At 64.1% G+C, this 26,738-nt stretch carries 27 protein-coding genes and 1 riboswitch; of the genes, 15 read left to right on the top strand and 12 right to left on the bottom strand.

The window, feature by feature from the left end; all coding sequences use genetic code 11:
* The first annotated feature begins 9 nt into the window (after window positions 1–9).
* The 3 genes from B0E55_RS20760 to B0E55_RS20750 are packed head-to-tail and all read left to right on the top strand — an operon-like array spanning window position 10 to window position 3,790.
* Window positions 10–1,530: a TldD/PmbA family protein gene (locus B0E55_RS20760; RefSeq protein WP_021344293.1), complete on the top strand. Its 1,521-nt coding sequence runs from the start codon at window positions 10–12 to the stop codon at window positions 1,528–1,530.
* The gene (locus B0E55_RS20755) at window positions 1,527–2,885 is read left to right on the top strand and encodes a metallopeptidase TldD-related protein (protein WP_080910375.1); all 1,359 of its coding nucleotides are present in this window, start codon (window positions 1,527–1,529) and stop codon (window positions 2,883–2,885) included. The genes B0E55_RS20760 and B0E55_RS20755 overlap by 4 nt, the downstream gene beginning before the upstream one ends.
* Window positions 2,885–3,790 carry a TIGR01777 family oxidoreductase gene (locus B0E55_RS20750; RefSeq protein ID WP_020969646.1) on the top strand — a complete coding sequence of 302 codons (906 nt, stop codon included), beginning with the start codon at window positions 2,885–2,887 and terminating at the stop codon, window positions 3,788–3,790. The genes B0E55_RS20755 and B0E55_RS20750 overlap by 1 nt, the downstream gene beginning before the upstream one ends.
* Before the next feature lie 5 nt (window positions 3,791–3,795).
* Here B0E55_RS20750 and B0E55_RS20745 read toward each other — a convergent pair whose 3' ends face one another.
* Entirely contained in the window at window positions 3,796–4,176 is a 381-nt protein-coding gene (locus B0E55_RS20745; RefSeq protein ID WP_021344297.1) for a PPOX class F420-dependent oxidoreductase, read from the bottom strand.
* Between the two features lie 203 nt (window positions 4,177–4,379).
* On the opposite strand from B0E55_RS20745, the gene B0E55_RS20740 reads away from it, so the two are divergent.
* Window positions 4,380–6,035: a GMC oxidoreductase gene (locus B0E55_RS20740; RefSeq protein ID WP_080910374.1), complete on the top strand. Its 1,656-nt coding sequence runs from the start codon at window positions 4,380–4,382 to the stop codon at window positions 6,033–6,035.
* Window positions 6,036–6,074: 39 nt separating this feature from the next.
* On the opposite strand, the gene cobN is transcribed toward B0E55_RS20740, so the two are convergent.
* Window positions 6,075–9,695: a cobaltochelatase subunit CobN gene (gene cobN, locus B0E55_RS20735; protein WP_070797025.1), complete on the bottom strand. Its 3,621-nt coding sequence runs from the start codon at window positions 9,693–9,695 to the stop codon at window positions 6,075–6,077.
* 39 nt (window positions 9,696–9,734) lie between these two features.
* A riboswitch (cobalamin riboswitch) is annotated at window positions 9,735–9,867 on the bottom strand.
* 51 nt (window positions 9,868–9,918) lie between these two features.
* Here cobN and cobG point away from each other — a divergent pair.
* The 9 genes from cobG (at window position 9,919) to B0E55_RS20695 (ending at window position 16,633) form a co-directional block, all read left to right on the top strand.
* Window positions 9,919–11,061 carry a precorrin-3B synthase gene (gene cobG / locus B0E55_RS20730; protein WP_080910373.1) on the top strand — a complete coding sequence of 381 codons (1,143 nt, stop codon included), beginning with the start codon at window positions 9,919–9,921 and terminating at the stop codon, window positions 11,059–11,061.
* A gap of 19 nt (window positions 11,062–11,080) precedes the next feature.
* Complete coding sequence (locus B0E55_RS20725) at window positions 11,081–11,707, top strand: precorrin-8X methylmutase (RefSeq protein WP_007729839.1); 627 nt, start codon at window positions 11,081–11,083, stop codon at window positions 11,705–11,707.
* On the top strand, window positions 11,704–13,191 hold the full coding sequence (cobJ, locus tag B0E55_RS20720; protein ID WP_080910372.1) for a precorrin-3B C(17)-methyltransferase: 1,488 nt from the start codon (window positions 11,704–11,706) through the stop codon (window positions 13,189–13,191). The genes B0E55_RS20725 and cobJ overlap by 4 nt, the downstream gene beginning before the upstream one ends.
* Window positions 13,192–13,217: 26 nt before the next feature.
* On the top strand, window positions 13,218–13,577 hold the full coding sequence (locus B0E55_RS20715; protein WP_019748490.1) for an HNH endonuclease: 360 nt from the start codon (window positions 13,218–13,220) through the stop codon (window positions 13,575–13,577).
* Entirely contained in the window at window positions 13,574–13,978 is a 405-nt protein-coding gene (locus tag B0E55_RS20710; protein WP_020907789.1) for a nuclear transport factor 2 family protein, read from the top strand. Before B0E55_RS20715 ends, B0E55_RS20710 begins: the two co-directional genes overlap by 4 nt.
* Window positions 13,975–14,124 (top strand): hypothetical protein, encoded by a 150-nt coding sequence (locus tag B0E55_RS31935; RefSeq protein ID WP_175470295.1) that lies wholly within the window; start codon window positions 13,975–13,977, stop codon window positions 14,122–14,124. The genes B0E55_RS20710 and B0E55_RS31935 overlap by 4 nt, the downstream gene beginning before the upstream one ends.
* Before the next feature lie 77 nt (window positions 14,125–14,201).
* The gene (locus B0E55_RS20705) at window positions 14,202–14,771 is read left to right on the top strand and encodes a dihydrofolate reductase family protein (RefSeq protein WP_080910371.1); all 570 of its coding nucleotides are present in this window, start codon (window positions 14,202–14,204) and stop codon (window positions 14,769–14,771) included.
* An 82-nt stretch (window positions 14,772–14,853) separates the two neighbouring features.
* Complete coding sequence (locus B0E55_RS20700; RefSeq protein WP_019748494.1) at window positions 14,854–15,885, top strand: helix-turn-helix domain-containing protein; 1,032 nt, start codon at window positions 14,854–14,856, stop codon at window positions 15,883–15,885.
* Complete coding sequence (locus tag B0E55_RS20695; protein WP_029538141.1) at window positions 15,875–16,633, top strand: nucleotidyl transferase AbiEii/AbiGii toxin family protein; 759 nt, start codon at window positions 15,875–15,877, stop codon at window positions 16,631–16,633. Before B0E55_RS20700 ends, B0E55_RS20695 begins: the two co-directional genes overlap by 11 nt.
* 213 nt (window positions 16,634–16,846) lie before the next feature.
* Here the strand turns inward: B0E55_RS20695 and B0E55_RS20690 are convergent, their stop codons facing one another.
* The 9 genes from B0E55_RS20690 to B0E55_RS20650 all read right to left on the bottom strand — a co-directional run bounded on the left by B0E55_RS20690 (window position 16,847) and on the right by B0E55_RS20650 (window position 24,140).
* Entirely contained in the window at window positions 16,847–17,629 is a 783-nt protein-coding gene (locus tag B0E55_RS20690; protein ID WP_037134312.1) for an alpha/beta hydrolase, read from the bottom strand.
* A 201-nt stretch (window positions 17,630–17,830) separates the two neighbouring features.
* Window positions 17,831–18,346: a DUF1990 domain-containing protein gene (locus B0E55_RS20685; protein ID WP_029538145.1), complete on the bottom strand. Its 516-nt coding sequence runs from the start codon at window positions 18,344–18,346 to the stop codon at window positions 17,831–17,833.
* Entirely contained in the window at window positions 18,346–18,705 is a 360-nt protein-coding gene (locus B0E55_RS20680) for a VOC family protein (protein ID WP_019748498.1), read from the bottom strand. Before B0E55_RS20680 ends, B0E55_RS20685 begins: the two co-directional genes overlap by 1 nt.
* Before the next feature lie 10 nt (window positions 18,706–18,715).
* On the bottom strand, window positions 18,716–19,357 hold the full coding sequence (locus B0E55_RS20675) for a ScbR family autoregulator-binding transcription factor (protein WP_019748499.1): 642 nt from the start codon (window positions 19,355–19,357) through the stop codon (window positions 18,716–18,718).
* A 159-nt stretch (window positions 19,358–19,516) separates the two neighbouring features.
* Window positions 19,517–20,437, bottom strand: coding sequence for a HAMP domain-containing protein (locus B0E55_RS20670; protein WP_230091155.1), 921 nt, complete (start codon window positions 20,435–20,437; stop codon window positions 19,517–19,519).
* 145 nt (window positions 20,438–20,582) lie between these two features.
* Window positions 20,583–21,329 carry a cobalt-precorrin-6A reductase gene (locus tag B0E55_RS20665; RefSeq protein ID WP_080910370.1) on the bottom strand — a complete coding sequence of 249 codons (747 nt, stop codon included), beginning with the start codon at window positions 21,327–21,329 and terminating at the stop codon, window positions 20,583–20,585.
* Window positions 21,330–21,352: 23 nt separating this feature from the next.
* Window positions 21,353–22,102 carry a precorrin-4 C(11)-methyltransferase gene (gene cobM / locus B0E55_RS20660; RefSeq protein ID WP_080910369.1) on the bottom strand — a complete coding sequence of 250 codons (750 nt, stop codon included), beginning with the start codon at window positions 22,100–22,102 and terminating at the stop codon, window positions 21,353–21,355.
* Window positions 22,099–23,382, bottom strand: coding sequence for a precorrin-6y C5,15-methyltransferase (decarboxylating) subunit CbiE (cbiE, locus tag B0E55_RS20655; protein WP_080910368.1), 1,284 nt, complete (start codon window positions 23,380–23,382; stop codon window positions 22,099–22,101). The genes cobM and cbiE overlap by 4 nt, the downstream gene beginning before the upstream one ends.
* Window positions 23,379–24,140 carry an SDR family NAD(P)-dependent oxidoreductase gene (locus B0E55_RS20650; protein ID WP_021344316.1) on the bottom strand — a complete coding sequence of 254 codons (762 nt, stop codon included), beginning with the start codon at window positions 24,138–24,140 and terminating at the stop codon, window positions 23,379–23,381. The genes cbiE and B0E55_RS20650 overlap by 4 nt, the downstream gene beginning before the upstream one ends.
* Window positions 24,141–24,170: 30 nt before the next feature.
* On the opposite strand from B0E55_RS20650, the gene B0E55_RS20645 reads away from it, so the two are divergent.
* Complete coding sequence (locus B0E55_RS20645) at window positions 24,171–24,596, top strand: PPOX class F420-dependent oxidoreductase (RefSeq protein WP_019748505.1); 426 nt, start codon at window positions 24,171–24,173, stop codon at window positions 24,594–24,596.
* Here B0E55_RS20645 and B0E55_RS20640 read toward each other — a convergent pair whose 3' ends face one another.
* Entirely contained in the window at window positions 24,597–25,733 is a 1,137-nt protein-coding gene (locus tag B0E55_RS20640; protein ID WP_020969665.1) for a M24 family metallopeptidase, read from the bottom strand.
* A gap of 37 nt (window positions 25,734–25,770) precedes the next feature.
* Between B0E55_RS20640 and B0E55_RS20635 the strand changes: the two genes are divergently transcribed.
* Window positions 25,771–26,736, top strand: coding sequence for a 5'-3' exonuclease (locus B0E55_RS20635; RefSeq protein ID WP_047888175.1), 966 nt, complete (start codon window positions 25,771–25,773; stop codon window positions 26,734–26,736).
* Window positions 26,737–26,738 lie beyond the last annotated feature (2 nt).

The raw sequence follows: 26,738 nt of genomic DNA, 5'->3' as shown, positions 1-26,738 counted from the left end.
GTCGTGTGCGTGACCGTCACCCGAGATGTCGATGCAGATTTCCTCGCCCTCCCGCTGCGAGCTGTCGCTGATGCGGCGCTGTCGGCAGCGAGAACAGCCGGCGCCCAGCACGCCGATGTTCGTGTCCACCGCGTGCTCACACAGTCGATCCGCTTGCGCGACGGCGTAGTTCAGGCGGTGTCCGACGGAGACGAGATCGGGGTCGCCGTCCGTGTGATCGTCGACGGCACGTGGGGATTCGCCTCGCACGCCGAGGTATCCCCTGACGTCGCGGCTGCGCTGGCACGCCAAGCGGTCGAGGTTGCGAAGGCATTACGCTCGCTCAATCGGGATCCGGTCACCCTCGCCGACGAACCCGTCTACGCTGACGCGACGTGGGTGTCCCCGTACCTCGAAGATCCCTTCGCGACACCGACGGCCGACAAGGTAGCGCTGCTGGTCGACTACTCCGGACGGCTTCAAGCCGCTGACGGCGTGGATCACGTCACGGCGAGTGTCCTCCAGGTCAAGGAGCAAACTTTCTACGCGGATCTGGCCGGTTCGTCGATCACCCAGCAACGGGTGCGTCTGCACCCCGAGTTCGAGGCGACCGCCGTCGACAAGTCGGCCGGCAGCTTCGAATCGATGCGCACCTTGGCGCCGCCGGTAGGTCGCGGATGGGAGTACCTCGGGGCGCAGAGCACGTGGAACTGGGGCGATGAGCTCGCGCAGATCCCGGAGTGGCTGGCCGAGAAGACGAAGGCACCGACCGTCGAAGCGGGTCCGACCGACCTCGTGATCGATCCGACCAATCTGTGGCTCACGATCCACGAATCCATCGGACACGCCACCGAATACGACCGGGCGATCGGCTACGAAGCGGCCTACGCCGGTACGTCGTTCGCGACGCCGGACAAGCTGGGAACGCTGAAATACGGGACGCCACTCATGCACGTGACCGCCGATCGTAACGAAGAGCACGGCCTGGCCAGCGTCGGATTCGACGACGACGGCGTCGCCTCTCAACGGTGGGATCTGGTGGCAGAGGGAACACTGGTCGGGTATCAACTAGACCGCGTGTTCGCGCCGAGGCTGGGGCTGACTCGTTCCAACGGCTGCTCGTACGCCGACTCCGCACATCACGTTCCCATCCAGCGAATGGCCAACGTCTCGCTCTCCCCCGACCCTTCTACGGACACCTCGACCGCAGACCTGATCTCGCGAGTCGAGAACGGCATCTACGTCGTCGGTGACAAGTCCTGGTCGATCGACATGCAGCGCTACAACTTCCAGTTCACCGGTCAGCGGTTCTTCAAGATCCGTGACGGAAAGCTCGACGGTCAGGTGCGTGACGTGGCGTATCAGGCGACGACGACGGATTTCTGGGGCTCGATGGAAGCCGTTGGCGGTGAGTCGACCTGGCGCCTGCAGGGCGCGTTCAACTGCGGCAAGGCGCAACCCGGTCAGGTTGCGGCGGTCAGCCACGGCTGCCCGTCCGCTCTGTTCCGCGGAGTCAACATCCTCAATACTCGTTCGGAGGCTCAGCAGTGATCGATCCGCAGCAGGTCGTCGAGCGTGCATTGGCCGCGAGGACGGTAGACGAATCGTTGGTGATCGTGACCGATGCAAGTGAGGCGTCGCTGCGGTGGGCCAACAATTCGATGACCACCAACGGAGTCTCGCTGTCCCGGACGTGGACGGTGATCTCGATCGTGCGCGAGGGTGACATCGCGAAGGTGGGCACTGTCAGTTCCAGCAGTGTCGATCCCGAGCAGATTTCCGCACTCGTACAGGCAAGCGAACAGGCTGCGCGTACAGCCACTCCGGCTGACGACGCGTCCGACCTGATCACGCAGTCGGCGGCAGAGACCGACTGGGACCTGCCGGCCGCCCTGACCGACATCGGTGTCTTTGCGCAGTTGGCTGCCGACCTGTCCACGGCCTTCGACGGTGACGACCAGTTGTTCGGCTTCGCTCACCACCAGTTGCACACCACCTGGCTCGGAACTTCGACGGGCGTGCGACGTAGAACGGCTCAGGCCACCGGCTCCGTGGAGATCAACGGCAAGCGCGGCCACGCCAGCGCCTGGGTCGGATCCGGAACTGTCGATTTCACTGACATTTCAGTGCCGAATCTTTTGTCGCAGTTGACCACTCGGCTCGACTGGGCGGAGAATTCGGTCAGTCTGCCTGCCGGCCGCTACGAGACGATTCTTCCGCCTTCTGCTGTCGCGGACCTGATGATCTATCTGATGTGGACCATGGAGGGTCGCGGCGCCGAAGAGGGCCACACCGCACTTTCCACCACCGGTGGTACCCGGATCGGCGAGAAGCTCGGATTGCCACTGACACTCACCTCCGACCCCGGCGCCGAGGGCTTGCAGTCCGCGCCGTTCGTGATCACGACGTCGTCGAGTGAATCCGTCTCACTGTTCGACAACGGTATGGAGATCGAACCCGTCGACTGGGTCCGAGACGGCGTCGTCAATGCGCTGGCGTACCCGCGCCACGCTGCACGAGAGTTCGGTCGACCTGTCGCAGTTCCCGGCGACAATCTCATCCTGACCGGTGGTGACGACACCTCGATCGAGGACATGATCGCAGGTACCGAGAAGGGTCTACTGCTCACAACCCTCTGGTACATCCGTGAGGTGGATCCGACGACGCTGCTGTTGACCGGACTCACCCGTGACGGGGTGTATTTGATCGAGGACGGCAAGATCGTCGGCGCCGTCAACAACTTCCGTTTCAACGAGAGTCCGCTCGATCTCCTGCGGCGGGTCACCGAGGCTGGACGCACCGAGATCACGCTTCCCCGCGAGTGGAAAGACTGGTTCACCCGCACGGCCATGCCGCCGATGCGGATTCCCGACTTCCACATGTCCTCGGTCAGCCAGGCGCAGTGATGACGAAGGTCGTGATCGCCGGCGGCACCGGCGCTCTCGGCCGCCGAATCAGCGACGATCTCGCCGACCGCGGGTATGACGTCGTGGTCCTGACTCGGTCACCGAAACCCGGCAGGCACAGGCAGGTTCAGTGGGACGGCGTCACGGTCGGCGACTGGGCAGGAGAACTCGACGGCGCCGCGGTGATCAATCTGGCCGGCGAGTTGGTCGATCGCCGACCAACCCCGGCAAACATCGCACTGCTCACCAGCTCCCGTGTCGATCCGACCCGCGCGCTGGTCGAAGCGTCGAAACTACTGGCGCACCCTGTTCCGGTGTGGATCCAGGCGAGCACGCTCGCAATCTACGGTGACGCCGGAGAGACCCGACTCGACGAGGCTTCCCCACTCGCTGACGGACCACCTCAGATGACCGACGTCGCAAAGGACTGGGAGGCAGCGGTCGAGGGAGCAAACACGTCACGAGTAGTGATCCTGCGAACCAGTGTCGTGTTGGAGAAGGGCACACCGGCGCTCGAGCGACTCCTGTTGCTCGTACGTCTCGGTCTGGGCGGACGCGTTGCCTCGGGTAGACAATGGACCAGTTGGATTCACATCGACGACTGGCTGTCGATCGTTCGTTGGGCCCTCGAACCCGATTCGGCTGCCTCGGGCGTGGTCATCGCGACTGCCCCGGATCCCGTCCGCAATTCAGAACTGATGGCCGGGCTGCGCAAGCACCTTCACCGGCCACCTGCGCCGCCGACGCCCGCTGTCATGGTCAGATTCGGCGCGTTCCTGCTGCGCAGCGACGCTGCCTTGGGCCTGACGGGTCGTCATGCCGTGTCGAAAGTGCTGACGGACAACGGCTTCCCCTTCACCTATCCGCGGTTCGATTCAGCGTTGGACGATCTGCTCGGCAACTGACGCGGTCAAGCTGCAGTGATGGCAAGTCCGATCGTTCCGGTCTTGCCGCGGCGCAGGAGACTGCCTTTCATGGTGATCCAGCCAAGGATTCCGTAGCGACGCGCGATCGCGTCGCGAGCATGATCGGTGCCCGGCGCGTCGAGGATCTCGGCGACGGCGGCAACCGGTTCACCCTTCGGATTTCCCCGCGCGTCACACGCGGCGACTGTGACCGACGGGTTTCGCCTGATGCGCTTGACCTTGTAGGAATCGGTGACGGTCCACATCAAGATCTTGTCGCCGTCCGGCGCGGCCCAGAGTGGAGTCGCCACCGGCGTTCCGTCCTTGCGGAGGGTAGTGAGTAGGACGTACTTGGCCTCGGAGACACGCTTGAAGTCGGAGTTCACTCCTCGAGGATAGGGGCGGGAACCTCTCACTGGACACCGATGAGCTTCCGCGACTATCCGGCGACCTTCCGCAATCGGCTGACACACGCCACTTATGCACGTTTTATCCGGTTTCTGCGCGCATTCAACATGCCGTTTCGTCCGCAAACTCCATCTCGAGTTATTCTGAGGCAAATCATCGAACTGGGGAGTCGAACAAACACATGCAGCGTCGTGACATGCAGCGTCGTGACTTTTTCAAAGCGGCCGGAGTGGGGGCAGCAGTTGCAGCCGCGACACCGCTCATGTCGACCTCGATCAGCCACGCCGCTCCCGCGCCTCTGCGTGCGCTACCGATGGGTGCCGATCACTACCGCGCACTCGTCCCCGAGTTGTTCGTACCCTCGCCTACTCCCCCGGAGCATTCCGAAGCCATCGTCATCGGGTCAGGTTTCGGCGCCAGCGCGACCGCTCTCCGGTTGGCGCAGAGCGGCACCCAGGTCACCATCCTCGAACGCGGACTCCGATGGCCGCATGATCCGCAGCGGGAGATTCACACCTCCGACATGCTGGCCGACGGCCGCGGAGTTTTCCGGCGCACATCGTTCACCAACCTCACCGGACTCCCGGTGGTGTGCGACTACTTCAGCGGCGTCCTCGATGCCACCGACTACGAACACATCTCGGTCTGGCGCGGCGCTGCAGTCGGCGGTGGTTCCATCATCTTCACCGGCGTGATGATCGCGCCCGAGCGCCGATTCTTCGACGCAGTCTTCGGCAACTCCCTCGACTACGACGAGATGGCGTCCACCTGGTACCCCAAGGTGCGCCAGATGCTGCGTCTGAGCGCGTTGCCCGAAGACATTTACCAAACCCCGAATTTCGGTCACTCGCGTCGTTGGGATCAGGACGCTCGTCGTGCCGGATTCGATCCGCAGCGGATCGACGGGATCTGGAACTGGGACGTGGTGCGCTCAGAACTCGACGGCCGAACCCGAGCCTCGGCCACTGTCGGTGACAGCAACATGGGTAACTCCAACGGCGCGAAGTTCGACCTCACACAGAACTACATTCCCGCCGCCGAAGCCACCGGACGAGCCACCGTCTGTTACGGACATCAGGTGCTCGCGATCAGTCGCGAACGTGATGGACGCTACGTCGTCGACGTCGAATCGACGGATCCGACGGGTGGCGTTCTGGCCCGGAAGACTCTTACCTGTGACCGTCTGTTCCTCGGCGCCGGCTCGATCGGCACCTCCGAACTGCTGGTACGCGCCCAGGCGACGGGCGCGCTGCCGAACCTCAACGAACACGTCGGTAAGGGCTGGGGAACGAACGGCGACGCCGGGATGGTGCGCTCGTTCGGCTTCAGTGACGGCACTGCGCAAGCCGCACCGTCGGCATCACGCATCGTCGACGAGTCGGGAATGCCACTCTCCCTGGAAAACTGGTACGTCCCCGGCCTACCCGTCAACATCGGCATGCTCGGAACCTTGGGTATGACCCTCGATTCGCAGCGCGCCGACTTCGCCTACGACGGGGGCAACGATCGGGTGGTGCTGAACTGGCCGAAGAACGGCAACGACGCCACCGTCGAGGCCCTGCGCGCCGTCCAGAACAAGATGGCCTTCGCCGGCACCACGCTGCCGTCCGCCTTGCCGTTCGCGAAAGACGTCAATTCCTCGTTCACCGCGCATCCCCTCGGCGGTGCGGTTCTCGGCAAGGCAACCGACGGCTACGGGCGAGTCAAGGGCTACGACGGCCTGTACGTGATGGACGGCGCTGCCATTCCGGGCAGCACCGGCACCGTCAATCCGTCACTGACCATCACTGCTCTGGCGGAGCGGAACATCGCTCAGATCATCAAGTCCGGACGCTGAAACACTTCAGCGCCCGGACCTGCTGATGATTCTCGAGGTTTACTCCCCCTCGAGTTCGCCTTCGGTTTCGAGGTACACCTGACGCAAGCCGTCGAGTGTCTTCTGCTCGGGGTGCTCCCACATGTTGCGCTCGGCGGCTTCGAGGAGCCGCTCGGCGATTCCGTGTAGTGCCCACGGATTGGATTGCGTCATGAACTTCTGGTTCTGCTCGTCCAGAACGTAGGTCTCGGCGAGCTTTTCGTACATCCAGTCCGCGACCACGTTGGTGGTGGCGTCGTACCCGAAGAGGTAGTCGACCGTGGCTGCCATCTCGAAGGCACCCTTGTACCCGTGACGGCGCATCGCGTCGAGCCAGCGGGGATTGACCACGCGCGCCCGGAAGACACGTGCGGTCTCTTCCGAAAGTGTGCGTGTGCGAACCGATTCCGGCCTAGTGCTGTCGCCGATGTATGCCTCGGGCGACTTTCCGGTCAGCGCGCGCACGGTGGCAACCATGCCGCCGTGGTACTGGAAGTAGTCGTCCGAATCGGCGATGTCGTGCTCACGTGTGTCGGTGTTCTTGGCCGCCACGTTGATTCGACGGTAAGCACTGCGCATGTCGTCGGCTGCCGGGATTCCGTCGAGCCCACGGCCGTACGCGAAGCCGCCCCAGTTGGTGTACACCTCGGCGAGGTCGTCGTCACCGCGCCAGGTCTTGGAGTCGATGAGTTGCAGCAGTCCGGCGCCGTAGGTTCCGGGCTTCGAACCGAAGATACGGGTGGTCGCACGCCTGGCGTCGCCGTGCTCGGCAAGGTCGGCCTGTGCGTGGGCGCGCACGTAGTTCTGCTCGTCCGTCTCGTCCAGTGCCGCGACCAGCTGAACGGCGTCGTCGAGCAGTGCGAGCACGTGCGGGAACGCATCACGGAAGAATCCGGAGATGCGGACGGTGACGTCGATGCGCGGGCGGCCCAGTTCTTCGAGATCGATGACTTCGAGGTTGACGACGCGTCGGCTTGCTTCGTCCCAGACGGGGCGAACACCGAGGAGCGCGAACACTTCGGCGATGTCGTCGCCGGAGGTACGCATTGCGGCGGTTCCCCACACCGACAGACCCACCGAGCGCGGGTACTCGCCGTGATCGGCGAGATAGCGAGCGGCGAGCGACTCGGCCATCGCCTGACCGGTCTCCCACGCCAGGCGTGAAGGAACTGCCTTGGGGTCGACGGAGTAGAAGTTACGACCAGTGGGAAGAACGTTGATCAGGCCGCGCAGCGGCGAACCGCTCGGACCCGCGGCGATGAATCCGCCGTCGAGCGCGTGCAGGACCTGCTTGATCTCGTTGTCCGTCTGCCGCAGACGCGGAACCACTTCGGTGGCCGCGAACTGCAGGATCTTCACGACGGTCTCGTCGTCGCTGAGTTGTTCTGCCGCAGCGGGGTTCCAATCGGCGTCGTACATGCCGCGAACCAGTGCGTGCGCCTTTTCCTCGACGTCGTCGACACGGCTGCGCGACTCGTCGCCGTCTTCGCTGAGCCCGAGTGCTTCACGCAAACCGGGGACGCTCTGTTCGCCGCCCCACATCTGACGGGCACGCAGCATGGCGAGGACCAGTTCGATTTCGGCGTCGCCCTGGGGTGCACGGCCGAGAATGTGCAGACCGTCGCGGATCTGGACGTCCTTGATCTCGCACAGCCAACCGTCGACGTGCAGGAGCATGTCGTCGAACACGTCTTCTTCAGGCCGCTCGGCGAGGCCGAGGTCGTGGTCCATCTTGGCGGCACGCATCAGTGTCCAGATCTGCTGGCGAATAGCCGGGAGCTTGGACGGATCGAGTGCGGAAATGTTGGAGTGCTCGTCGAGCAGTTGCTCGAGGCGGGAGATGTCGCCGTAGCTTTCGGCACGGGCCATCGGCGGGATCAGGTGATCGACGAGCGTCGCGTGAGCACGACGCTTGGCCTGTGTTCCCTCGCCCGGGTCGTTGACCAGGAACGGGTAGATCAGCGGCAGGTCGCCGAGCGCTGCGTCGGTGCCGCAGTTGCTGGACATGCCTAGCGTCTTGCCCGGCAACCATTCGAGGTTGCCGTGCTTGCCGAGGTGCACAACGGCGTCGGCGCCGAATCCGCCGTTGTCCGGGGTGGCAGCGATCCAGCGGTAGGCCGCGAGGTAGTGGTGGCTCGGCGGCAGATCCGGGTCGTGGTAGATCGCGACAGGCTTTTCACCGAATCCCCGTGGCGGCTGGACCATGAGGACGATGTTGTTGAATCGCAGTGCCGCGATGACGATTTCGCCGTCCGGATCCTGCGAGCGATCGACGTACAACTCGCCGGGCGCTGTGCCCCAGTGTTCTTCGACTCCGCTGCGCAGTTCCTCGGGCAGGGTGGCGAACCAGTCGCGGTACTTCGCTGCCGAGATGCGGATCGGATTGCCCTCGAGCTGCTCGGCGGTAAGCCAGTCGGGATCCTGTCCGCCGGCCGCGATCAGGGCGTGGATCAGCGCATCGCCGTCCTTGGCTGCCAGGCCGGGAACTGCGTCAGGACCGTCGACCGGACCGAGGTCGTAACCGGCAGAACGCATTTCGGTGAGCAGATCGATTGCGCTCGCCGGAGTGTCGAGGCCGACGGCGTTGCCGATACGGGCGTGCTTGGTCGGGTACGCCGAGAGCATCAGAGCAACCCGACGCTGGGTGGTCGGAATGTGGCGAAGCTTGCCGTGACGGACTGCGATGCCGGCGACACGGGCAGCGCGCTCGACATCGGGGACGTACGTGGACAGTCCGTCGGAGTCGATTTCCTTGAAGGAGAACGGGACCGTGATGATGCGCCCGTCGAACTCCGGCACCGCCACCTGCGTCGCGACGTCGAGAGGCGACAGGCCGTCGTCGTTCTCGTCCCAGGTGGCGCGGCTACTGGTCAGGCACAGCCCCTGCAGGATCGGGACGTCGAGTGCAGCGAGTGCGGCGACATCCCAGGCTTCGTCGTCCCCACCAGCGGACGCGGTGGCGGGCTTGGTGCCGCCGGCAGCAAGAACCGTCACGACCATAGCGTCGGCGCGGCGGAGCGTGCTCAGAAGTTCGGCTTCTGCGGTTCGCAGAGATGCGCAGTAGATCGGCAGCGCGGTGCCACCGGCCTCGGCGACCGCGTCGCACAACGCCTGGATGTACCGGGTGTTTCCGGCCAAATGCTGGGCGCGGTAGTACAGAACTGCGATGACCGGACCGCTCGCCGAGTCGAGATCGGGCGCGAAATCAGCGATGCCCCAGGAAGGCAGGTGAGCCGGCGGCTCGAAACCGTGGCCGGTGAGCAGGACGGTGTCGGATAGGAAGTGGTGCAGCTGTGCCAGATTCTGTGTGCCACCCTCAGCCAGGTAGTTGTGCGCCTCGGCAGCAACACCGGCGGAGACCGTCGAGCACTCCATGAGGTCGGCATCCGGCGCGTGCTCGCCGCCGAGAACGACTACGGGCAGTCCGGAGGCGAGGACCATGTCCAGGCCGTCTTCCCAGCTGCGACGGCTGCCGAGGATACGAACGATCACGAGGTCGACGCCGTCGAGCAAGGGCGGCAAGTCCTCCGAGACCAGCAAGCGTGAGGGGTTGGCCCAGCGATAGGAGACGCCGTCGCCGGCTTCCTGGCTGGCGCGGGCGCTCAGCAGATCGGTGTCGGACGTGGAGAGCAGAAGAATCACGGGTGAAGCCTTCCTGGGGTTTCGCGCCCCGTGGCACAGATCTGTCATCGACGGCGGTTGAGGGTCTGACTCGTGTTTCCGAGCGGAAACACGTCCCGCTCGAGCAACACTCACAGTGGCGCGACCGCACCGGACTTTCACCGGTTTCCTCAACTGCCGTCACTGGTGGTGGTGATGCTACCGGTCCGCAGAAGGCACTCATGACAGGTCGTACCCTGGAGCCATGCCCACGGACCGTTCACAGCCAGACGCGTGCCCGGGTGCACTGCAAGTTCACCACGCCGCCGACGGCGCACTGGCACGCGTGCGCCTACCCGGCGGACTCCTCACCCCGGTCCAATTGCAGACGCTCGCCGTCGCAGCGCGCGATCTCGGCAACGGGCAGATGGAACTCACCTCGAGGGGCAACGTCCAACTGCGCTCGGTCTCGGACCCCGAAGCCTTCGCGTCGCGAATCGCTTCGGCCGGCCTGCTGCCGTCCGCGACGCACGAGCGAGTGCGCAACATCCTCGCGTCCCCACTGTCCGGCCGTATCGGGGGCGTAGCCGACATTCGTGAACTGGTCCACCGTCTCGATTCGGCGATCCAAGCGGATCAAGCATTGGCGGATCTGCCAGGGCGAACCCTGTTCACCCTCGACGACGGGCGCGGAGACATCACCGGGCTACGGGGCGATTTCGGGCTCCATGCGCGCAGCGCCACCGAGCATTCACTGGTGCTCGCCGGTCACCACACCACTCACCGCGTCCAGGCGGACGACGCCGTCGAATTGCTCCTCGAGGCGGCTCGATCATTCCTCTACGTCCGCGACAAGCACTGGCGCCTGGCCGAGGTTCCGGACGGAATCGAACGCACCCTCGAGCAGCTGGGTCTGAGCGCCGAGTCCACCGGTGCGGCGGACCTCACGCCGGATACACGGCCCACCATCGGCTGGCTCGAGCAGCGCGACGGGACCGTAGCCCTGGGCGGAGGCTTGCGATTCGGGCTGCTCGACGCTCGGCTGGCCGAGTTCCTGGCCGCCGTCGACAAGCCCGTTGTCGTGACGCCGTGGCGATCGGTGCACATCTTCGACCTCGACGAATGGGCTGCCGAGCAGGTAGTCCGGGTGTTGGCGCCGATGGGGTTGATCTTCGACGAGAACTCACCGTGGCTCGACGTCACCGCCTGCACCGGAAGCCCGGGATGCGAGAAGTCGCTCGCCGATGTGCGCACCGACGCAATCACCGCCGTCGAGCAGGCAGAACTGCCCGTCGTCGGGCGCCAGCACTGGGCCGGGTGCGACCGCAGCTGCGGACGTCCCCGCGGGGACGTAGCGGATGTGATTGCGACGGGTGACGGTTACCGGGTGAATCCGGCCGATCGGTGATGCCTCTATCGTGTGGCACATGATCGAGTACATCCGTGACGGCGCGGAAATCTATCGCCAGTCCTTTGCCACCATTCGGGCCGAAGCCGACCTGAGCCGTTTCCCGGCGGATGTCTCGCAAGCTGTAGTGCGCATGATTCATGCAAGTGGCCAGGTCGATCTCGTCGACGACGTCGCCTTCACACCCGGTGTCGTCTCGGCTGCGCGCGCAGCTCTGCGCGACGGCGCGCCGATTTTCTGCGACGCCCAGATGGTGGCTGCCGGCATCACGCGCAAGCGTCTGCCCGCCGGTAACGACGTCATCTGCACCCTCGGCGATCCGCGGGTTCCCGTGCTGGCGTCGACCATCGACAACACTCGCTCGGCGGCTGCTCTCGAACTGTGGGGAGCCAAGCTCGAGGGCGCTGTTGTCGCGATCGGAAACGCACCCACCGCACTGTTCCATCTCCTGAACCTCATCGAAGCCGGCGCACCCCGTCCGGCCGCCATCGTCGGAGGTCCGGTCGGCTTCATCGGCGCTGCCGAGTCGAAGGAAGCCCTCATCGAACACGCCAGCGGGATCGATCATCTCGTTCTCCGCGGCCGACGCGGCGGCAGCGCGATCACCGCGGCCGTCGTCAATGCGATTGCGAGCGAAGTCGAATGAGTGCAGGCAAGCTCTGGGGTGTCGGTATCGGCCCCGGCGATCCCGAATTGGTGACCGTCAAGGCCGCCCGCGTCATCGGCGAGGCCGATGTGGTTGCGTTCCACTCCGCGAGGCACGGCAAGAGCATCTCCCGCGGAGTTGCAGCGCCGTACATGCGCGAAGGACAGATCGAAGAACACCTCGTCTACCCCGTGACCACCGAGACCGTTGATCATCCCGGCGGATACCAGGGCGCGATGGACGAATTCTACGAAGCGGCTGCCGAACGGCTGGCAGTTCACCTCGCGGCCGGTCGAACCGTCGCGTTGCTCGCCGCCGGCGATCCGCTCTTCTACAGCTCCTACATGCACATGCACAAGAGGCTGGCCGATCGCTTCGACGCCGAAGTGATTCCCGGCGTCACCTCCGTCAGCGCGGCATCTGCTGCACTCGGAAAGCCGCTGGTCGAGGGTGAAGAGATCCTGACGATCCTGCCCGGAACATTGCCGCAGGCCGAGCTGACCAGGCGGCTCAAGGAAACCGACGCCGCAGCCATCCTCAAGCTCGGACGTACGTTCCCACCGGTCCTGCAATCGCTCGAGGATTCCGGCCGCTTGGATGAAGCGCACTACGTCGAGCGCGCGAGCACCACACGTCAACGCGTCGAATCCGCTGCCGAGGTCGACCCGGACGGAGTTCCGTACTTCTCGATCGCCATCGTTCCTAGCCCGTCGAACAACCCTCGACCAGCAACCGAATCCCGCGGCGAGGTGGTCGTGGTCGGACTCGGACCGGGCGACACCGCCTGGACCACACCCGAAGTGGCGCATGAGCTTTCGTTGGCCACCGACCTCGTCGGCTACGGCCCTTACGTCGATCGCGTGCCGACGCGTCCGGGCCAGCGGCGCCATTCCAGCGACAACCGCGTCGAAGCCGAACGCGCCGCGATGGCGTTGGACCTGGCGAAGAACGGCGCCCGTGTAGCTGTCGTCTCGTCGGGAGATCCCGGCGTATTCGCCATGGCTGCAGCAGTTCTCGAAGTTGCCGCCGAAGACCAGTGGCGCGACGTCCAGGTCCGCATCCTTCCCGGTATGACGGCGGCAAACGCTGTCGCCAGTCGCGTCGGCGCTCCCCTCGGGCACGACTATGCGGTGCTCTCGTTGTCTGATCGCCTCAAGCCGTGGGATGTCGTCGCGCGCCGTATCTCGGCAGTTGCAGCCGCAGACATGGCATTTGCGGTCTACAACCCGGCGTCGAAGTCCCGGACGTGGCAGGTCCAAGCCATGAAGGACCTCGTGCTCGAACACCGCTCCCCCGAGACTCCTGTTGTCATCGGGCGCGATGTTGCCGGCGCCGAGGAATCAGTTCGCGTCGTAACCCTCGGTGAGCTCGAGCCTTCCGAGATCGACATGCGGACGCTGCTGATCGTCGGCTCATCGATGACCACGGTCGTCGAAACCGGTTCGGGCCGTCAGGTGTTCACCCCGCGGCGCTACCCGGAGTAACCACCACTCGGCGATAGCATGGCGTCATGCCCGTCAACCGGACCCGGAAAGCCAGATACGCGCGCAAACGCAAACGCCGAATGGATCTGGTGGAGCACGACCTGTCCGTCGAGCAGTGGTCCGCGCTCAAAGCGGCCTGGGGTGGCTGCGCGTACTGCGGCGAGCCGGACGAGTCGCCGCAGCGTGACTGTGTGCTGGCGATCTCCCGCGGTGGGCGCTACACGCTCGACAACATCGCACCGGCGTGCCGCTCGTGCAATGCAAGCAAATGCAACAGCGAGGTCACTCTCTGGTTGCGACGCAAGGGGTATGACGAGAAGGCCTTCCTCCTGCGGCACGCGGAGATAGGTATCGAGATGAAGGCGCAGTTCTCGGAGCAGTCGTGACGACCCCGCACGAGTTGCGCCCGATCCTCGACGAGTTGATGGAGTTCGAACCTCTGTTTCACCGAACTCGAGTAGCGATGTCACGAGACGAGTTCGATGCGGTCGTCGACCCGGAGTTCCGGGAGATCGGAGCCTCCGGCGCTCGATACACTCGCGACTACGTGCAGTCGGTAGTTGAGCGCCGACGCCTCCGCGGCGAGGTGAACGACGCCGCCGAACTCGGGTGGAGGGTTGACCGGCCAGCACTGAGCAGGATCGCGCCTGACACGTATCTGGTGACGTACCGGCTGGCGCAGGCGCATCGTGTCACCGAGCGATCATCCATCTGGCGGTTCACCGAGAATCGATGGAGCGTGTTGTTTCATCAAGGCACAGTCGTCGAAAGTGGTCTGGAAGCGTGAACGAATCGACCCAGAAACCCACCATTCCGCTTTGGATGGACATCACCTTCACCGTCTTCGTTCTTGCCTGGATCTTCATCACGATTAGCGCGCTCGCCTGGTTGCTGTTCGGTCGACCCCCGCGTGACTCCAGGTCCCGAACCTGATCTACACCGACGGCCCGGCAGTAGTCTGAGTACGGTCCGGTGCTGTCACTCTGCGCGTATCAGGGGAGAACAACGAGATGAGACCACTTCGATACTCGATCAACGTCACCCTCGACGGCTGCTGCCATCACGAGGCGGGGCTCCCACCCGACGAGGAGTCGATGCGCTACTGGACCGCTCAGATGGAACGCGCCGATGCTTTGCTGTTCGGCCGGGTGACCTACGAGATGATGGAGTCGGCGTGGCGGCGGCCCGCAACGGGCGCGTGGCCTGACTGGATGGACGAGTGGGAGATCCCGTTCGCCGAGGCAATGGACCGGGCGAAGAAGTACGTCGTGTCGAACACGCTGAGCGGGGTCGATTGGAATGCCGACCTGGTGCTGGGCGACTTGGGGCCAGCAGTTCAGCGACTCAAGGAGCAGCCCGGCGAAGGCCTGTGGGTTGGCGGCGTGACACTCCCCCTGGCATTGGCAGACCTGGGACTGATCGACGAGTACGAGTTCCTTGTGCAACCGGTCCTCGCCGGACACGGACCGACGTTGCTCGCGGGCCTGCGCGAGCGCATCCAACTCGAACTCGTCGACCGCCACGAGTTCCAGTCGGGTGCAGTCGCCGTGCGATATCGGCCCGCTCAAGTACCGACATGATGTGAATGCGCGAAGAGCTGCAATCAACCATGTTCGGTGTTCGGTATTGACCGAACACCGAACATGCTGAAACGATACACGCGTGAACAACCAGGCTTCCGCCGTTGAGGCTTTCGTGATCGACGCCTTCGCAGAATTGGGCATCGACGCCCAACCACCAATCCGCGAACCCGGCACCGGCATCGACCTTGTGCTGGACCCAGACGGTCTTGCCGTCCCAATCCAGATGAAGTACCGCTCTCTGGTCACCGACCAGGTTGCCGAACGACTACTCACCGAAAACCAGTCCACGGACACGACATTGTTTGTCGTATCGGACCGCCTCACCGAAACCGCGCGCGCGATCCTCGTCCAGCGACGCTGCGGCTACCTCGATCTCCGCGGACGACTTGCCATCCGTACAGGCAGCATGGTCATAGACGCCGAAGTAAAGACGCTCCAGAAACGCCTTGAACGGTCGGAAGCACTCAGCGGCAAGGCCGGCCTCGAGGTCGCAGTTTCAGTGCTCATGCATCCCGAGCGAACTTTCGCGGTGCGTGAGCTCGCGCGGGAGTTGGGTCGTTCCCCCAGCACGGTCTCGGAGATACTGGCTGCCCTGCGCCGCGACGGTTTCGTCGATGCGAGGAATATGCCGACGAGCACCGACCTGTTCTGGCAGGTCGCCGAGCGCTGGCCGAAACCCCGCGTTCACTTAGCTGCGCTCCCGTCTCGGGGCGATGCAACTTTGATGCGACCACTGCGGCTCAATCTCGACACACTCGAGAAGGAACCGGGTTGGGCTTTGACCGACTCTGCGGCGGCCGCTATGTACGGTGCGCCCTTGGCTTTCCGCTCAGACCAAACCCTCGACTTCTTTGTCCCCGACCCTTCGACCCTCCGGCGCGCTACTACCCTGCTGGGAACTTCAGCCTCTGCGATGCAGGCGAAGGCCACGTTGCGGGTCGCGCCTGTACCCGCAGCCGTGAATCACCGCGTCAATTTCGACTCCAACGCGCTCGAATGGCCACTCACACATCCGTTGTTCGTCGCACTCGATCTCGCCCAAGACGCCGGACGCGGCCGGGAGATCTTGGACGCATGGACACCCGACGTCCGGTGGACCCGTGTCTGGTAGCCGAGTTACCTTTGCCGGTGATGCGATGGCCGCCGTAGTTCAGGGTGTTATCGAGGTCCGCTCACTGCTCGGGGGGCCGCCTGTCATCGTAGGCGGACTCGCCGTATTGTCGCGGTTGTCGAATCCCCACCGAGCCACGGTCGACCTCGATCTTGTGGATCGACTTCTCGGCGATATCCCCCAACTCGAAGTCCTGCGTTCTGCCAACGGCGCTGAGCCTGTCGAGCCGGCAGCCGTCTTACTGCCCACGCCGTACGGATCAGTGAAGGTCGACGTGCTCGAAGTCCGTCAGATCGAGATCGACCACCCCAGCGACGATCCTGGCGATCGTCTCCACGCTTCAGCGCACGCGTGGGCCAACGACACCGCCAGCGACATGACCATCGCGGTGATCCGGGCCCACGGCAATCTTGTCGAGGTCACCACCCCAGTTGCCGAGCCGGGCCCACTTATCGCGATGAAACTTCAGGCGGTGATGAATCGTTCCGGAGACAAACAAGGCACTGACCTTCTCGACATCGTGCACCTCGCGCTCGACGCAGCCACCCGCCCCGCGGCGATGGCGCAAATCAGCTCCGTCGATATTGCCGTTGCCCGCGACATCGCCCTTCACGTCAATCTGTGGTTCAAGGAGAGACGAGAGCAATCTCTCCAGCGGATCCGAGCAGCGGGCGACCGAGATATCGCCGCCGACGACTTCGATCTGGTCGCCGAATTGCTAACTGACGCAACAGATCATCAACGCTGACCACAAACGGGCTATGTCGGACGCGGGAACCGGCCCGGGTGACATTAGTGAAAAACTCCCGTCAGTACGGTGTCGACGTGTTCGACGATCTGCTCACCGACTGGGCCTGTGTCCTCCCCGTTGTGAGCGCGTCGCGGAGTCCGGGCGGTCACGCCATAATGGTCGACTTCGTATCGGCGTCCGACACAGGCCGGACGCCGATACGTGTTCACGTCAGCTCACAGGAGCGCCACCGCTCCCGCCGAGGTGGCGGGCGAAGAACCGAGCCGAACTGTCGCGCTCGTAGTCGGGCACCGGATAGTGCCTGCCCGAGTAGGCGTGCAGCGTCTTCTCCTTCGAGCCGAAGGCATCGAACAACGCCACCCCTGACGTGCGGTCGTAATCCTTGTCGTCCCAAGGGATCCGGTACTCGACCGGGACCGTGAGCTTTCGCGCTGCCTCGATGAGGGAGTCGTCCACAAAAACTCCCCCGAAGCTCACGGCAGCGATCCTGGATTCGACCGGGGCCAACATCAGCCCGGTCACGACCCCTAGCGACACGCCGCCGAAGCCGATCGGAGCGTCGGCGTCGACGTCGGGCAGTGTTTGCAGAGCGTCGATGGTCGCCTGCCATTCCGGCACTGCACGCTCCGCCAACGATCGGTTGTACTCGACGACGATCGGGGCGATCGGCTCGTGGGCCGCCCTAGCCTGGTGGATCGCCTCGACCCACTGTTCGTCCTGTGTGTTCCGCGGCCGGTCGCCGTGTCCGGGCGCGTCGATCGCGGCGACTGTGAACCCGTGGGAGCTCACGCTGTGGAGCGCACTGGCAACCAGTCCTGGTGCCTTCTTGTGCATGCCGCCGGAGTGCCCGGACAGCAGAAGGGGTGATTCGACAGATCCGGACGCGGGTGACCAGAGCACACCGGTGATGTCGTCCAGAATGAAATGGCGTTCGACGACACCGTTCAACGTCGTCTCGGAAGTGAATTCGATGGTCTGAGAATTGGATTGCATGGTGTTACCTTTCGGGATTGCCTACTCGAGGCGCTCCCGGCGACACCTACGTCAATCGCCGATCCGTGAACACGAGTGGGAGCACCCACATGGTTACAGCGTTCATGGGTCTCACCTCCCGGCGTGTTGTCACGGTCTCGCACAAGCTATCAACCCGAACCGAAGCTCGTCCAATCATTTTTCCAGCGCGCCCGACAGCGGTCAGACCCGCGATCGGTCGACGCTCGCGCGGACGGCACGGATGTAGCGGCGCGTCACAAACGCCTGAACTCGACGTCCGATCGGAGCGCCGAGACGCACCCACCACGTTCCAGGCTTGGAGAATGCGACGATCTCGATACGAACCGCTTGGCTGGTCTCGTCGAACTGGACGACAAACAACTCCTCCCCGCATTCGGGGTGGCCTGCGCGGGTTCCGTACGCGAAGCCCTTGCGATTGGGGTCGTCGACGACATAGACGATCCGAACCGGGATAGTCACCGGACCGAGTCCGAAAGTCGCATCCTGACCTGCCACCGCGGTCGGGGCTGCCGTACGGACGGTCAGACCGGCTCCGCGGTGCATTCCCCATTCCAGGACGGTACGAGCTGCGACCTCGAAATCTTCACGTCCGGATCCGACGGTCGCGCTCTCGTGAACGTGGTGATAGCCAGCGGGGAGAACGCCTGCCGTCGCGCCCACCTCGAGGTACGTCAGTCCGCCCGGGCCGGACACCATCACTGCTCGCGTCGGTGGCTGAGGATGTTGATCACGTGACCGTCGGGGTCGGCAGCGAAGAACCTGCGCACACCCCACGGCTCCTCGGTGACGGGGTAGACGATCGTGTCGCCGCGCTGCACCGCGGCCTCGTACGCTGCGTCGAGATCGTCCACCTCGACGGAGACGTCCGGCACGACGGGGGCATGAGCGTCGTGCGTCATGACGCTGATCTGCAAGGACGGATCCGTCGGCGAAGCCAACGTCACGATCCACCCGTGATCCATGACAACTTCGAGGCCCAGCACTTCGGTGTAGAAGCGCTGCGCGGCCTCGAGTGAACTACTCGACAGATCCGAAACTATCCGCGTGACGGCCATGTCCCGCAGGCTACGCCGCCGCCGGAGTCCACCGCGACTTGACGAGGCGCTCGATGTCACCGGAAAGTTCGTCGCTGACGATTCCCGGAAGCAGGATCTGCCACATCTCGTCGACACGATCCGGAAGGTCCGAGCGTCGGGTGAGAACGTTCGAAACCAGCTGTACCCCGGTGAATGCCGAGGGCATGAACCTGCCGAACGATTCTGCGCTGACCGATTTTCGGATTTCACCTTCCGCCTGAGCTCTGGCGGTGAGATCCGTGATTGCCGAGATCCATTCGGCGTACGGTTCCACCGGCCCCTCGTACGTGCTCAGTTCCAGCGTCAGGCGAATGCCCGCGCGAACGATCGGCTCGTCGACAATCTGACGTGCCATTTCGTGCGTGAGCATGATCATCTGTTCCAACGGGTCCTTGCCCGTCGCGGAAATCGCCTGCACCGATTCGATCGAGAGCCGATGCTGTTCGGCAATGATGAATTGCGCGAGCTCGTCCTTCGACGCGAAATGGAAGTACAACGCGCCCTTGGTAGTACCGGCCCCCGAGACTATGTCGGCCATGCTGGTGCTGCCGTAACCAGTCTTCTCGAACTGCGCGGCCGCGCCGGCAACGATTTGCTGCCGAGTCAGCTCGGCGCGTGCTTGCTTGACCACTGAATCCCTCTCGTCCTCCAAAGGCCCCCGCCCAGCAAACCCCACGGTTCGCGCCACACTCCAGCTATACCCAAAAACTTCACAATTGCCCCACATTACCAGCGCTCCTTCCATTGCTTCAATTACGAATGCAACAAAGGCGCTGGTCAGACGTCCGATTTAGAGGGAATCTCCTCTCCCCAACGTGCTTTCGTCAACCCGCGCACGGTCCACCAAGTCTCCGACTAGGAGCGTCAACTCCATCATCTGGTCCGTGATTTCCTCACGCAACTGCGTTGCATCTGCCTCGGAAATCGCGCCGGACTTGGTATCGAAAGACATCAACAACTCGATATTGGTGCGAAGTGCAGTCAACGGAGCCAGAAGGTCCTGGCCCGCTTCGGTGATCAGACTTCTCTGGCGCGCCCGCGATTCCGACAACGTCCCGAGCATCCGATTGAAACTGACTGTCAACGACGCCAACTCGTCGTCGCCGGTCACCGGAATCGGCGCAAGATCATCCGTTTCGGCAACCCGCCGCGTTGCCGCAGTGAGTCGCGCAATTGGTCGTAATCCTGTGCGTGCCACAGCATCTCCGGCCGCATAGGCGAGTGCGATTCCGGCCGCCCCGAGTGCCGCCAACACCACTGCGAGTCGCTTGAGGACCGAACGGGTCGGCCCCAAGGATTGGGCGACAACCAAAGTTTGGCCCGCAACCGAGGGCTCGACAAGAATTCGATACGCATCGACGGTTGCGATCGTCTGCGACGAATTGCCGTCTGCGATCGACCTGATGGCGTCTGCGCTGGTGCTGAACGGCGGCAGACCGGGAGTCGCCGTCACCAAGGCGCCGTCGGCAGTGAGAAGCCCCACCGCCTGGATGACCGCTGTATCCGCGCCGGCCGTCAATCCCAGAACCGGTGTGACACCGCCGAAATTGACGGTGTCGGTGATCGCGTCACTCGTGCGCTCGAGTTGTCGATCGACGTTGCCTTGCAAATACGCGTTGAACACGATGTACACCGCCGACGCCGACACGATCACCGCGATCGCCACCAGCCCTGCAGTCAGCAATTTTACGCGCGCGTGGAGCGTCCGCACGTGAATTCCCGATGGTTTTCGACGGCTCATTCCGGGAACCGACACTCTCATGCGCGGTCCCGCAGTGCGGCGTCGAAAGATCCCAACATCCCTCCAGTATGGTCACGGAACCTTAGACGAACCTGAAGCGAACGCGATGTCGGCCTCACAGCGCCGTTCCACTACCGAAAGCCGTGAGCCAGTCCACCGCCCCGGCTTCGGTGTCGAATGCCGGAGCGGTCGCCGGGATCGGTGGTCGTTCGACGACGATCACCGGGATCGACAATTGCCTGGCGGCGGCGATCTTTGCGTACGTCTGCTCGCCGCCACTGTTCTTGGTGATCACGACGTCGATGCCGTGAGTTCTCATCAGATCGACTTCCGCTTCGACGTCGAATGGGCCACGTGCGAGCAGCAATTGCGAATGAGGCGGCAATGTCCCTGAAGGCGGATCGATGGAACGCACGAGAAACGAGACGTTCTTCACGCGGTCGAACGCCGAAACTCCTTGCCTCCCGATCGTCAGAAAAGCGCGTGAGCCGATCGTCGGCACCAATTCTGCGGCGTGATCGAGATCGCGTACCGGAAGCCAGGTGTCGCCGGGTTGCTCGCGCCACGGGGGGCGTCGGTACATGGCGTACGGAACGGAATTCGCGAGGCACGCGTCGAATGCATTTTTGGTGATGCGAGCGGCAAACGGATGTGTGGCGTCCAGCACTGCACGAATATCGTTGTTCGACAACCACTCCGAGAGGCCTTCGGCTCCCCCGAACCCACCGATGCGTACTTCCCCCTCCGGCCATCGAGGATCACGAACCCGGCCGGCCAGCGATGTGACAACTTCGAGGTCGGCTGAATCGGCCAACCGAGAAGCGATCACTCGACCTTCACCCGTGCCGCCGAGCAAGAGCACGCGACGACGAGTACCCGTCGGGGTCAGTGTGTGCTTCTCTCACGCGCCGCCGAGTAGAGATAGCTGTCCGGGAATCCTTCAGCAGTCAACACTCGGCCGACGATCACAACGGCCGTCTTCGTGATGCCGGCTGCATGAACAAGTTCGACGATCGTCTTCAAAGTGCCTCGAACAACGATCTCCTCGGGCCGCGAGGCGAAGGCGACGACCGCCACCGGGCAGTCCTCGCCGTAATTGTCGGCCAACTCGGATGCGATCTGTTCGATGCGATGAGCGCCGAGGTGAACCACCATCGTTGCGCCGCTGCGGCCCAGGGACCGCAGATCCTCGCCCTCCGGCATTGCCGTCGACAAGGTGGAGACTCGGGTGAGAACAATGGTCTGCGAGACGCCTGGGACGGTCAACTCACGCCCCAGTGCAGCTGCTGCCGCGGTAAATGCAGGAACACCGGGAATCATGTCGAAATCGACACCCGCGGCGTCCAGGCGACGAGCCTGCTCGGCCACCGCGCTGAAGATCGACGGATCACCGGAGTGCAGACGCGCGACGTCCAGCCCGGCGGAATCCGCTTCGACAAGGATTGCGGTGATCTCGTCCAGGCTCAGGCGAGCAGTGTCCACGACCTGCGCCCCGACCGGGCACCACTCGAGCAACTCCGCCGGGACAAGGCTGCCGGCGTACAAGCACACAGGGCTCGCAGCGATGATGCGTTGCGCGCGGACAGTGATCAGATCTGCCGCACCGGGACCCGCACCGATGAAATGAACGGTCATTGTGTGGATTCCTCCGGCGTATCTGTGTCTGCGCCTGCAGACGGCTGACTTTTTGTGACGGACCATTGGACCACCGGAAGTTGCGGTCGCCAAACGTTGAACGCGCCCAAAGGCTCGGCGCGCTGCACCTGAAAGCGTCGCAGCGTCCCACCCTGGCGACTCATCCAGCCGAGCAGCAACGATTCGGACTCGGCGGTCACGGCGTTGGCAACCAGACGCCCGCCCACGCTCAACTGCTCCCAGCACGCTTCGAGCATTCCCGGTTGCGTGACGCCGCCGCCGACGAACACCGCATCGGGACGCCGAACCTCTTCCGCAAACGCCTCGGGCGCGGTCCCTTTCACTGCCAACGCAGGCACGCCGAGATTGAGTGCATTGGCACCGATCTGCGATACCCGGCTCGCCACTTTCTCGAATGCTGTTGCAGTGCAACGCGGGTGGGTTCTCATCCACTCGATGGCGACGGTGCCCGACCCTCCGCCGACGTCCCAGAGGTGTTCTCCCGGCGCCGGTGCGAGTGCACACAACGTCAATGCGCGGATCTCCTGCTTGGTCATCTGACCGTCGCCGACAAACGCAGCATCCGGTAGACCCGGGATTCGAGTCAGCCGCAACGGATGATCGACCGAGATGCACTCGACGGCCAGAACGTTCAACGCGTCCACGTCCTCGTCCGCGTGATCCCACTCGTCTGCCACCGTGACGGTCCGCGATTCCTCGGCCCCGCCCAGCTGGGCCAGTACAGTCAGAGTCGATCGTCCGAAACCCGCGCCGGACAACAGACGAGCCACCTCCCCCGGTGTCGAGCGCCCGTTACTCAGAACCAACAGGCGCACGCCATCGACCACTGCCGCCAAGACGGTCGCCGAGTCTCGGTTCACCAGGCTCACGACGTCGATCTCGGCCGATGCCCATCCCATTCGCGCGCTCGCCAACGCCACCGACGACGGGTGCGAGATCACTCGCACGTTGTCCGCGCCGAGCAGCCGGACCAACGTGACACCGAGGCCGTGGAACATCGGGTCACCGCTGGCGAGCACACATACTTTGCGGTCCGCGTTCTCTGCGAACATCGACGGCAACGCCGGAATCATCGGAGACGGCCAGGTGAGCCGGGTGGGCGCACGCCGTGCCCCGAGATGTGCCGCCGGGACCAAGTCCAGCTGGCGCGGCGACCCCATCAGGACCTCCGCACCGAGGATTGCACCCTGCGCGCTCTCGGACAGCCCTTCCCAGCCGTCGGCGCCGATGCCGACGATCACCACCGGGTGTGCGGTCATCGCGGCATCCGGCGCCAGATCGTCTGAGGCAGAAGCCGCATGACGAAGAACACCGGCTGCAGAATTCGCGGAACCCACACCCGCGTTGCCCCGGAGTTCAGTCCCCGTACGACGGCGTCGGCGACCTGCGACGGAGTGCTCGACATCGGGGCAGGCGACATTCCCTCGGTCATCTTCCCGATGACGAACCCTGGCCGTACCAGCATCAACTGCACGCCCGAACCGTGCAGCGCGTCGCCCAGACCGCTGGCAAAACCTTCCAAGCCGGCCTTTGCGCTCCCGTAGACGTAGTTGGCGCGGCGAACCCGAACGCCGGCGACGGACGAGAACACCACGATCTTTCCGGTTCCCTGTCGGCGCATGATCTCCGCGAGGTGCGTGAGGATGCTGATCTGAGCCACGTAGTCGGTGTGCACCACCGCGACCGCATGCGCCGCGTCGGTTTCGGCACGCGCCTGATCGCCGAGAATTCCGAAAGCCAGCACTGCAACCGAAATCCGACCGTGCTCGGCGACTACGGCGCCCAGGAGGTCTCCGTGCGTGTCGACGGCGTCGGCGTCGAACTCGACGGTGGAGACGCCGACCGCTCCGGCATTCCTGAGCATCTGCTCCTGCTCCGACAGCTCGCCGCTGCGTCTGGCAGCCAGAACGATGTTGCGGCCCGGCGCGAGCCTGACCGCGATCTCGAGGCCGATCTCACTTCGTCCGCCGAGGAGCAGTACCGTCTCGATGTCATTCACGTTCGCACCCGCAGTCACCGCTCCAGTGTCCTGGATTACCGTCGTGGCATGACGCTCACCCCCTCCACCACGCCATCGGCACAGCAGACTCTCACCGAAGACGGGCTGAAGTTCGTCGGTGAATACCACCTCGCGACACTCACGACGTTGCGTCCGAACGGCACCCCACACGTCGTGGCCGTCGGGTTCACCTGGGACCAGGAAGCCGGAAAGGCGCGCGTGATCACCAGCGGTGGTTCACAGAAGGCGATAAACGCAGCGCGTGGCGGATACGCCGCAGTCAGTTCGGTCGACGGTGGTCGCTGGCTCACGCTCGAAGGGCCGGCACGCGTGCTCGCCGACGAGGACTCCGTGGCCGACGCCGTTCGGCGCTATGCCGAGCGGTACCGCCAGCCACGGGTCAACCCAGCGCGCGTGGTCATCGAAATCGACGTCACACGCATCCTCGGGTCCGCGGCGTTCAAGGAAAGCTGATCAGCCGAGGACAGTCAGGCCGTGCGGACGGTTGTTGAACGACTCGCAACCGTCGGCGGTCACGACAACGATGTCCTCGATACGGGCACCCCAACTGCCGCGGAAGTAGATTCCCGGTTCGATGCTGAAGGCCATACCTTCGACGAGTTCGATGGTGTTGCCCTCGACGATGTACGGCTCCTCGTGCACGGACAGCCCGATACCGTGACCGGTGCGGTGAACGAAGACCTCCGCAAGACCTTGTGCGGCAAGCACTTCGCGGGCGGCAACGTCGACGGATTCTGCGGATACTCCTGGCCGCACCGAATCGACGGCAGCCTGCTGTGCCGCTTCGAGTACCGCGAACTGCGCTGATACCTCGGCGGACGGCTGTCCCATGCTGTACGTGCGGGTGGAATCCGAGTTGTAGCCGGGCTCGACCGGTCCGCCGATGTCGATCACCACGATATCGCCGCTCTCGATCACCCGGTCCGAAACCTCGTGATGCGGATCGGCGCCGTGCGGGCCTGATCCGACGATCACAAACGCGGCCTCGGTGTGCCCCTCTTCGAGAATCGCCTCCGAAATTGCCTCGCCCACTTCGGCTTCCGTACGGCCGACGATCAAGAACTCGGCCATGCGGGCGTGAACACGGTCGATCGCCGCACCGGCCCGTCGCAACGCCTCGATCTCGGCGTCGTCCTTGACCATCCGCAATTCACGCAAGACGCCGGTAGCGAGGATCGGCAACGCGCCCAAGGTGTCTGCGAGCGGGATCAGGTGCAATGCAGGCATCGCATCCGTCACCGCAACCTTGGCGCCGGTCGGGAGTTGCGCCGCCACAATCGCATACGGGTCGACACCGTCGACCCAGTCGAGGACGGTCAGCCCGAGATCGCCCACCGCCGATTCCTTCAACGACGCCAACTCCAAGCGAGGAAGCACGACAGACGCCTTCGCCGTGTCCGCAGCGATGACCAACGCGGTCAAGCGCTCGAACGAGTCGGCCCGAGAACCCGTCAGGTACCGCAGATCCGGGCCTGGAGTCACCACCAGACCGTCGAGTCCTGCTGATCGAGCCAACTCCGCGGCGCGAGCGATACGTGCGCCGTAGACGGCGCTGGAGAATCGGGAATCCTGTTCGGCTGGAGACGTCATGGCTTACAGGTTAGTGCCGACTGGCAGGATGGTGACCATGAGTGGGCCATTGCTTCTCCTCGACGGTGCCAGCCTGTGGTTTCGTGCGTTCTACGCGCTGCCCGAGTCATTCGTCGACCCCGACGGAAGACCTGTCAACGCCGTGCGCGGTTTCACCGACATGGTGGCTTCCCTGATCACCAAACACCAGCCGAGTCGTCTCGCGGTGTGCCTGGACTTGGATTGGCGACCGCAGTTCCGCGTCGATGCAGTCCCGACGTACAAAGCGCATCGCGTCGAAGAAGGCTCTGACGGTTCGTCCGAAGAAGTTCCGGACACGTTGACGCCTCAGGTCGACATGATCATGGACGTGCTCGCAGCAGCAGGAATCGCGACGGCGGGTGCCGTCGGACTCGAAGCCGACGACGTGCTGGGAACGCTTGCCGCCACCGAGCGCGAAGATCTCACCGTCGTCGTCAGTGGTGACCGAGACCTTCTGCAGGTCGTCACCGACGAGTACGTGCCCGTTCGTGTCCTCTACGTGGGCCGTGGCTTGTCCAAGGCAGAACTCTTCGGACCGGTCGAGGTTGCCGAGAAGTACGGAGTACCCGGTGACCGTGCGGGCGAGGCATACGCCGAACTCGCGGTACTGCGCGGAGACGCCTCCGACGGTCTACCCGGCATCAAGGGTGTCGGTGAGAAGACTGCGTCGACGTTGATGCTGCGCTACGGCTCGTTGGCCGGACTTCGCGCGGCCGCAGCTGATCCGGAATCCGACATGGCCAAGGGAATTCGCGCAAAACTCACCTCACCAGAGGCCATCGCTTACCTTGATGCTGCGTTGCCGGTAGTACGAGTGGTTCGCGACGCGGACGTTCAGTTCTCGAAGGACGACCAACTCCCGGCGGCCCCCGTCGATCCCGCACGCTTCGAGGAAGTGGCGGCCTCGCTGAACATCGAGCGCTCGGCCGGACGGCTTGCCGCCGCGCTCGCGGCTGCGGCGGCAGGCCGTTCCGACCAGTAGAG

The organism is Rhodococcus sp. 66b (assembly GCF_002076325.1).
Lineage (GTDB): Bacteria > Actinomycetota > Actinomycetes > Mycobacteriales > Mycobacteriaceae > Rhodococcus_F > Rhodococcus_F erythropolis.
This window is presented reverse-complemented; position numbering and strand designations above follow the sequence as displayed.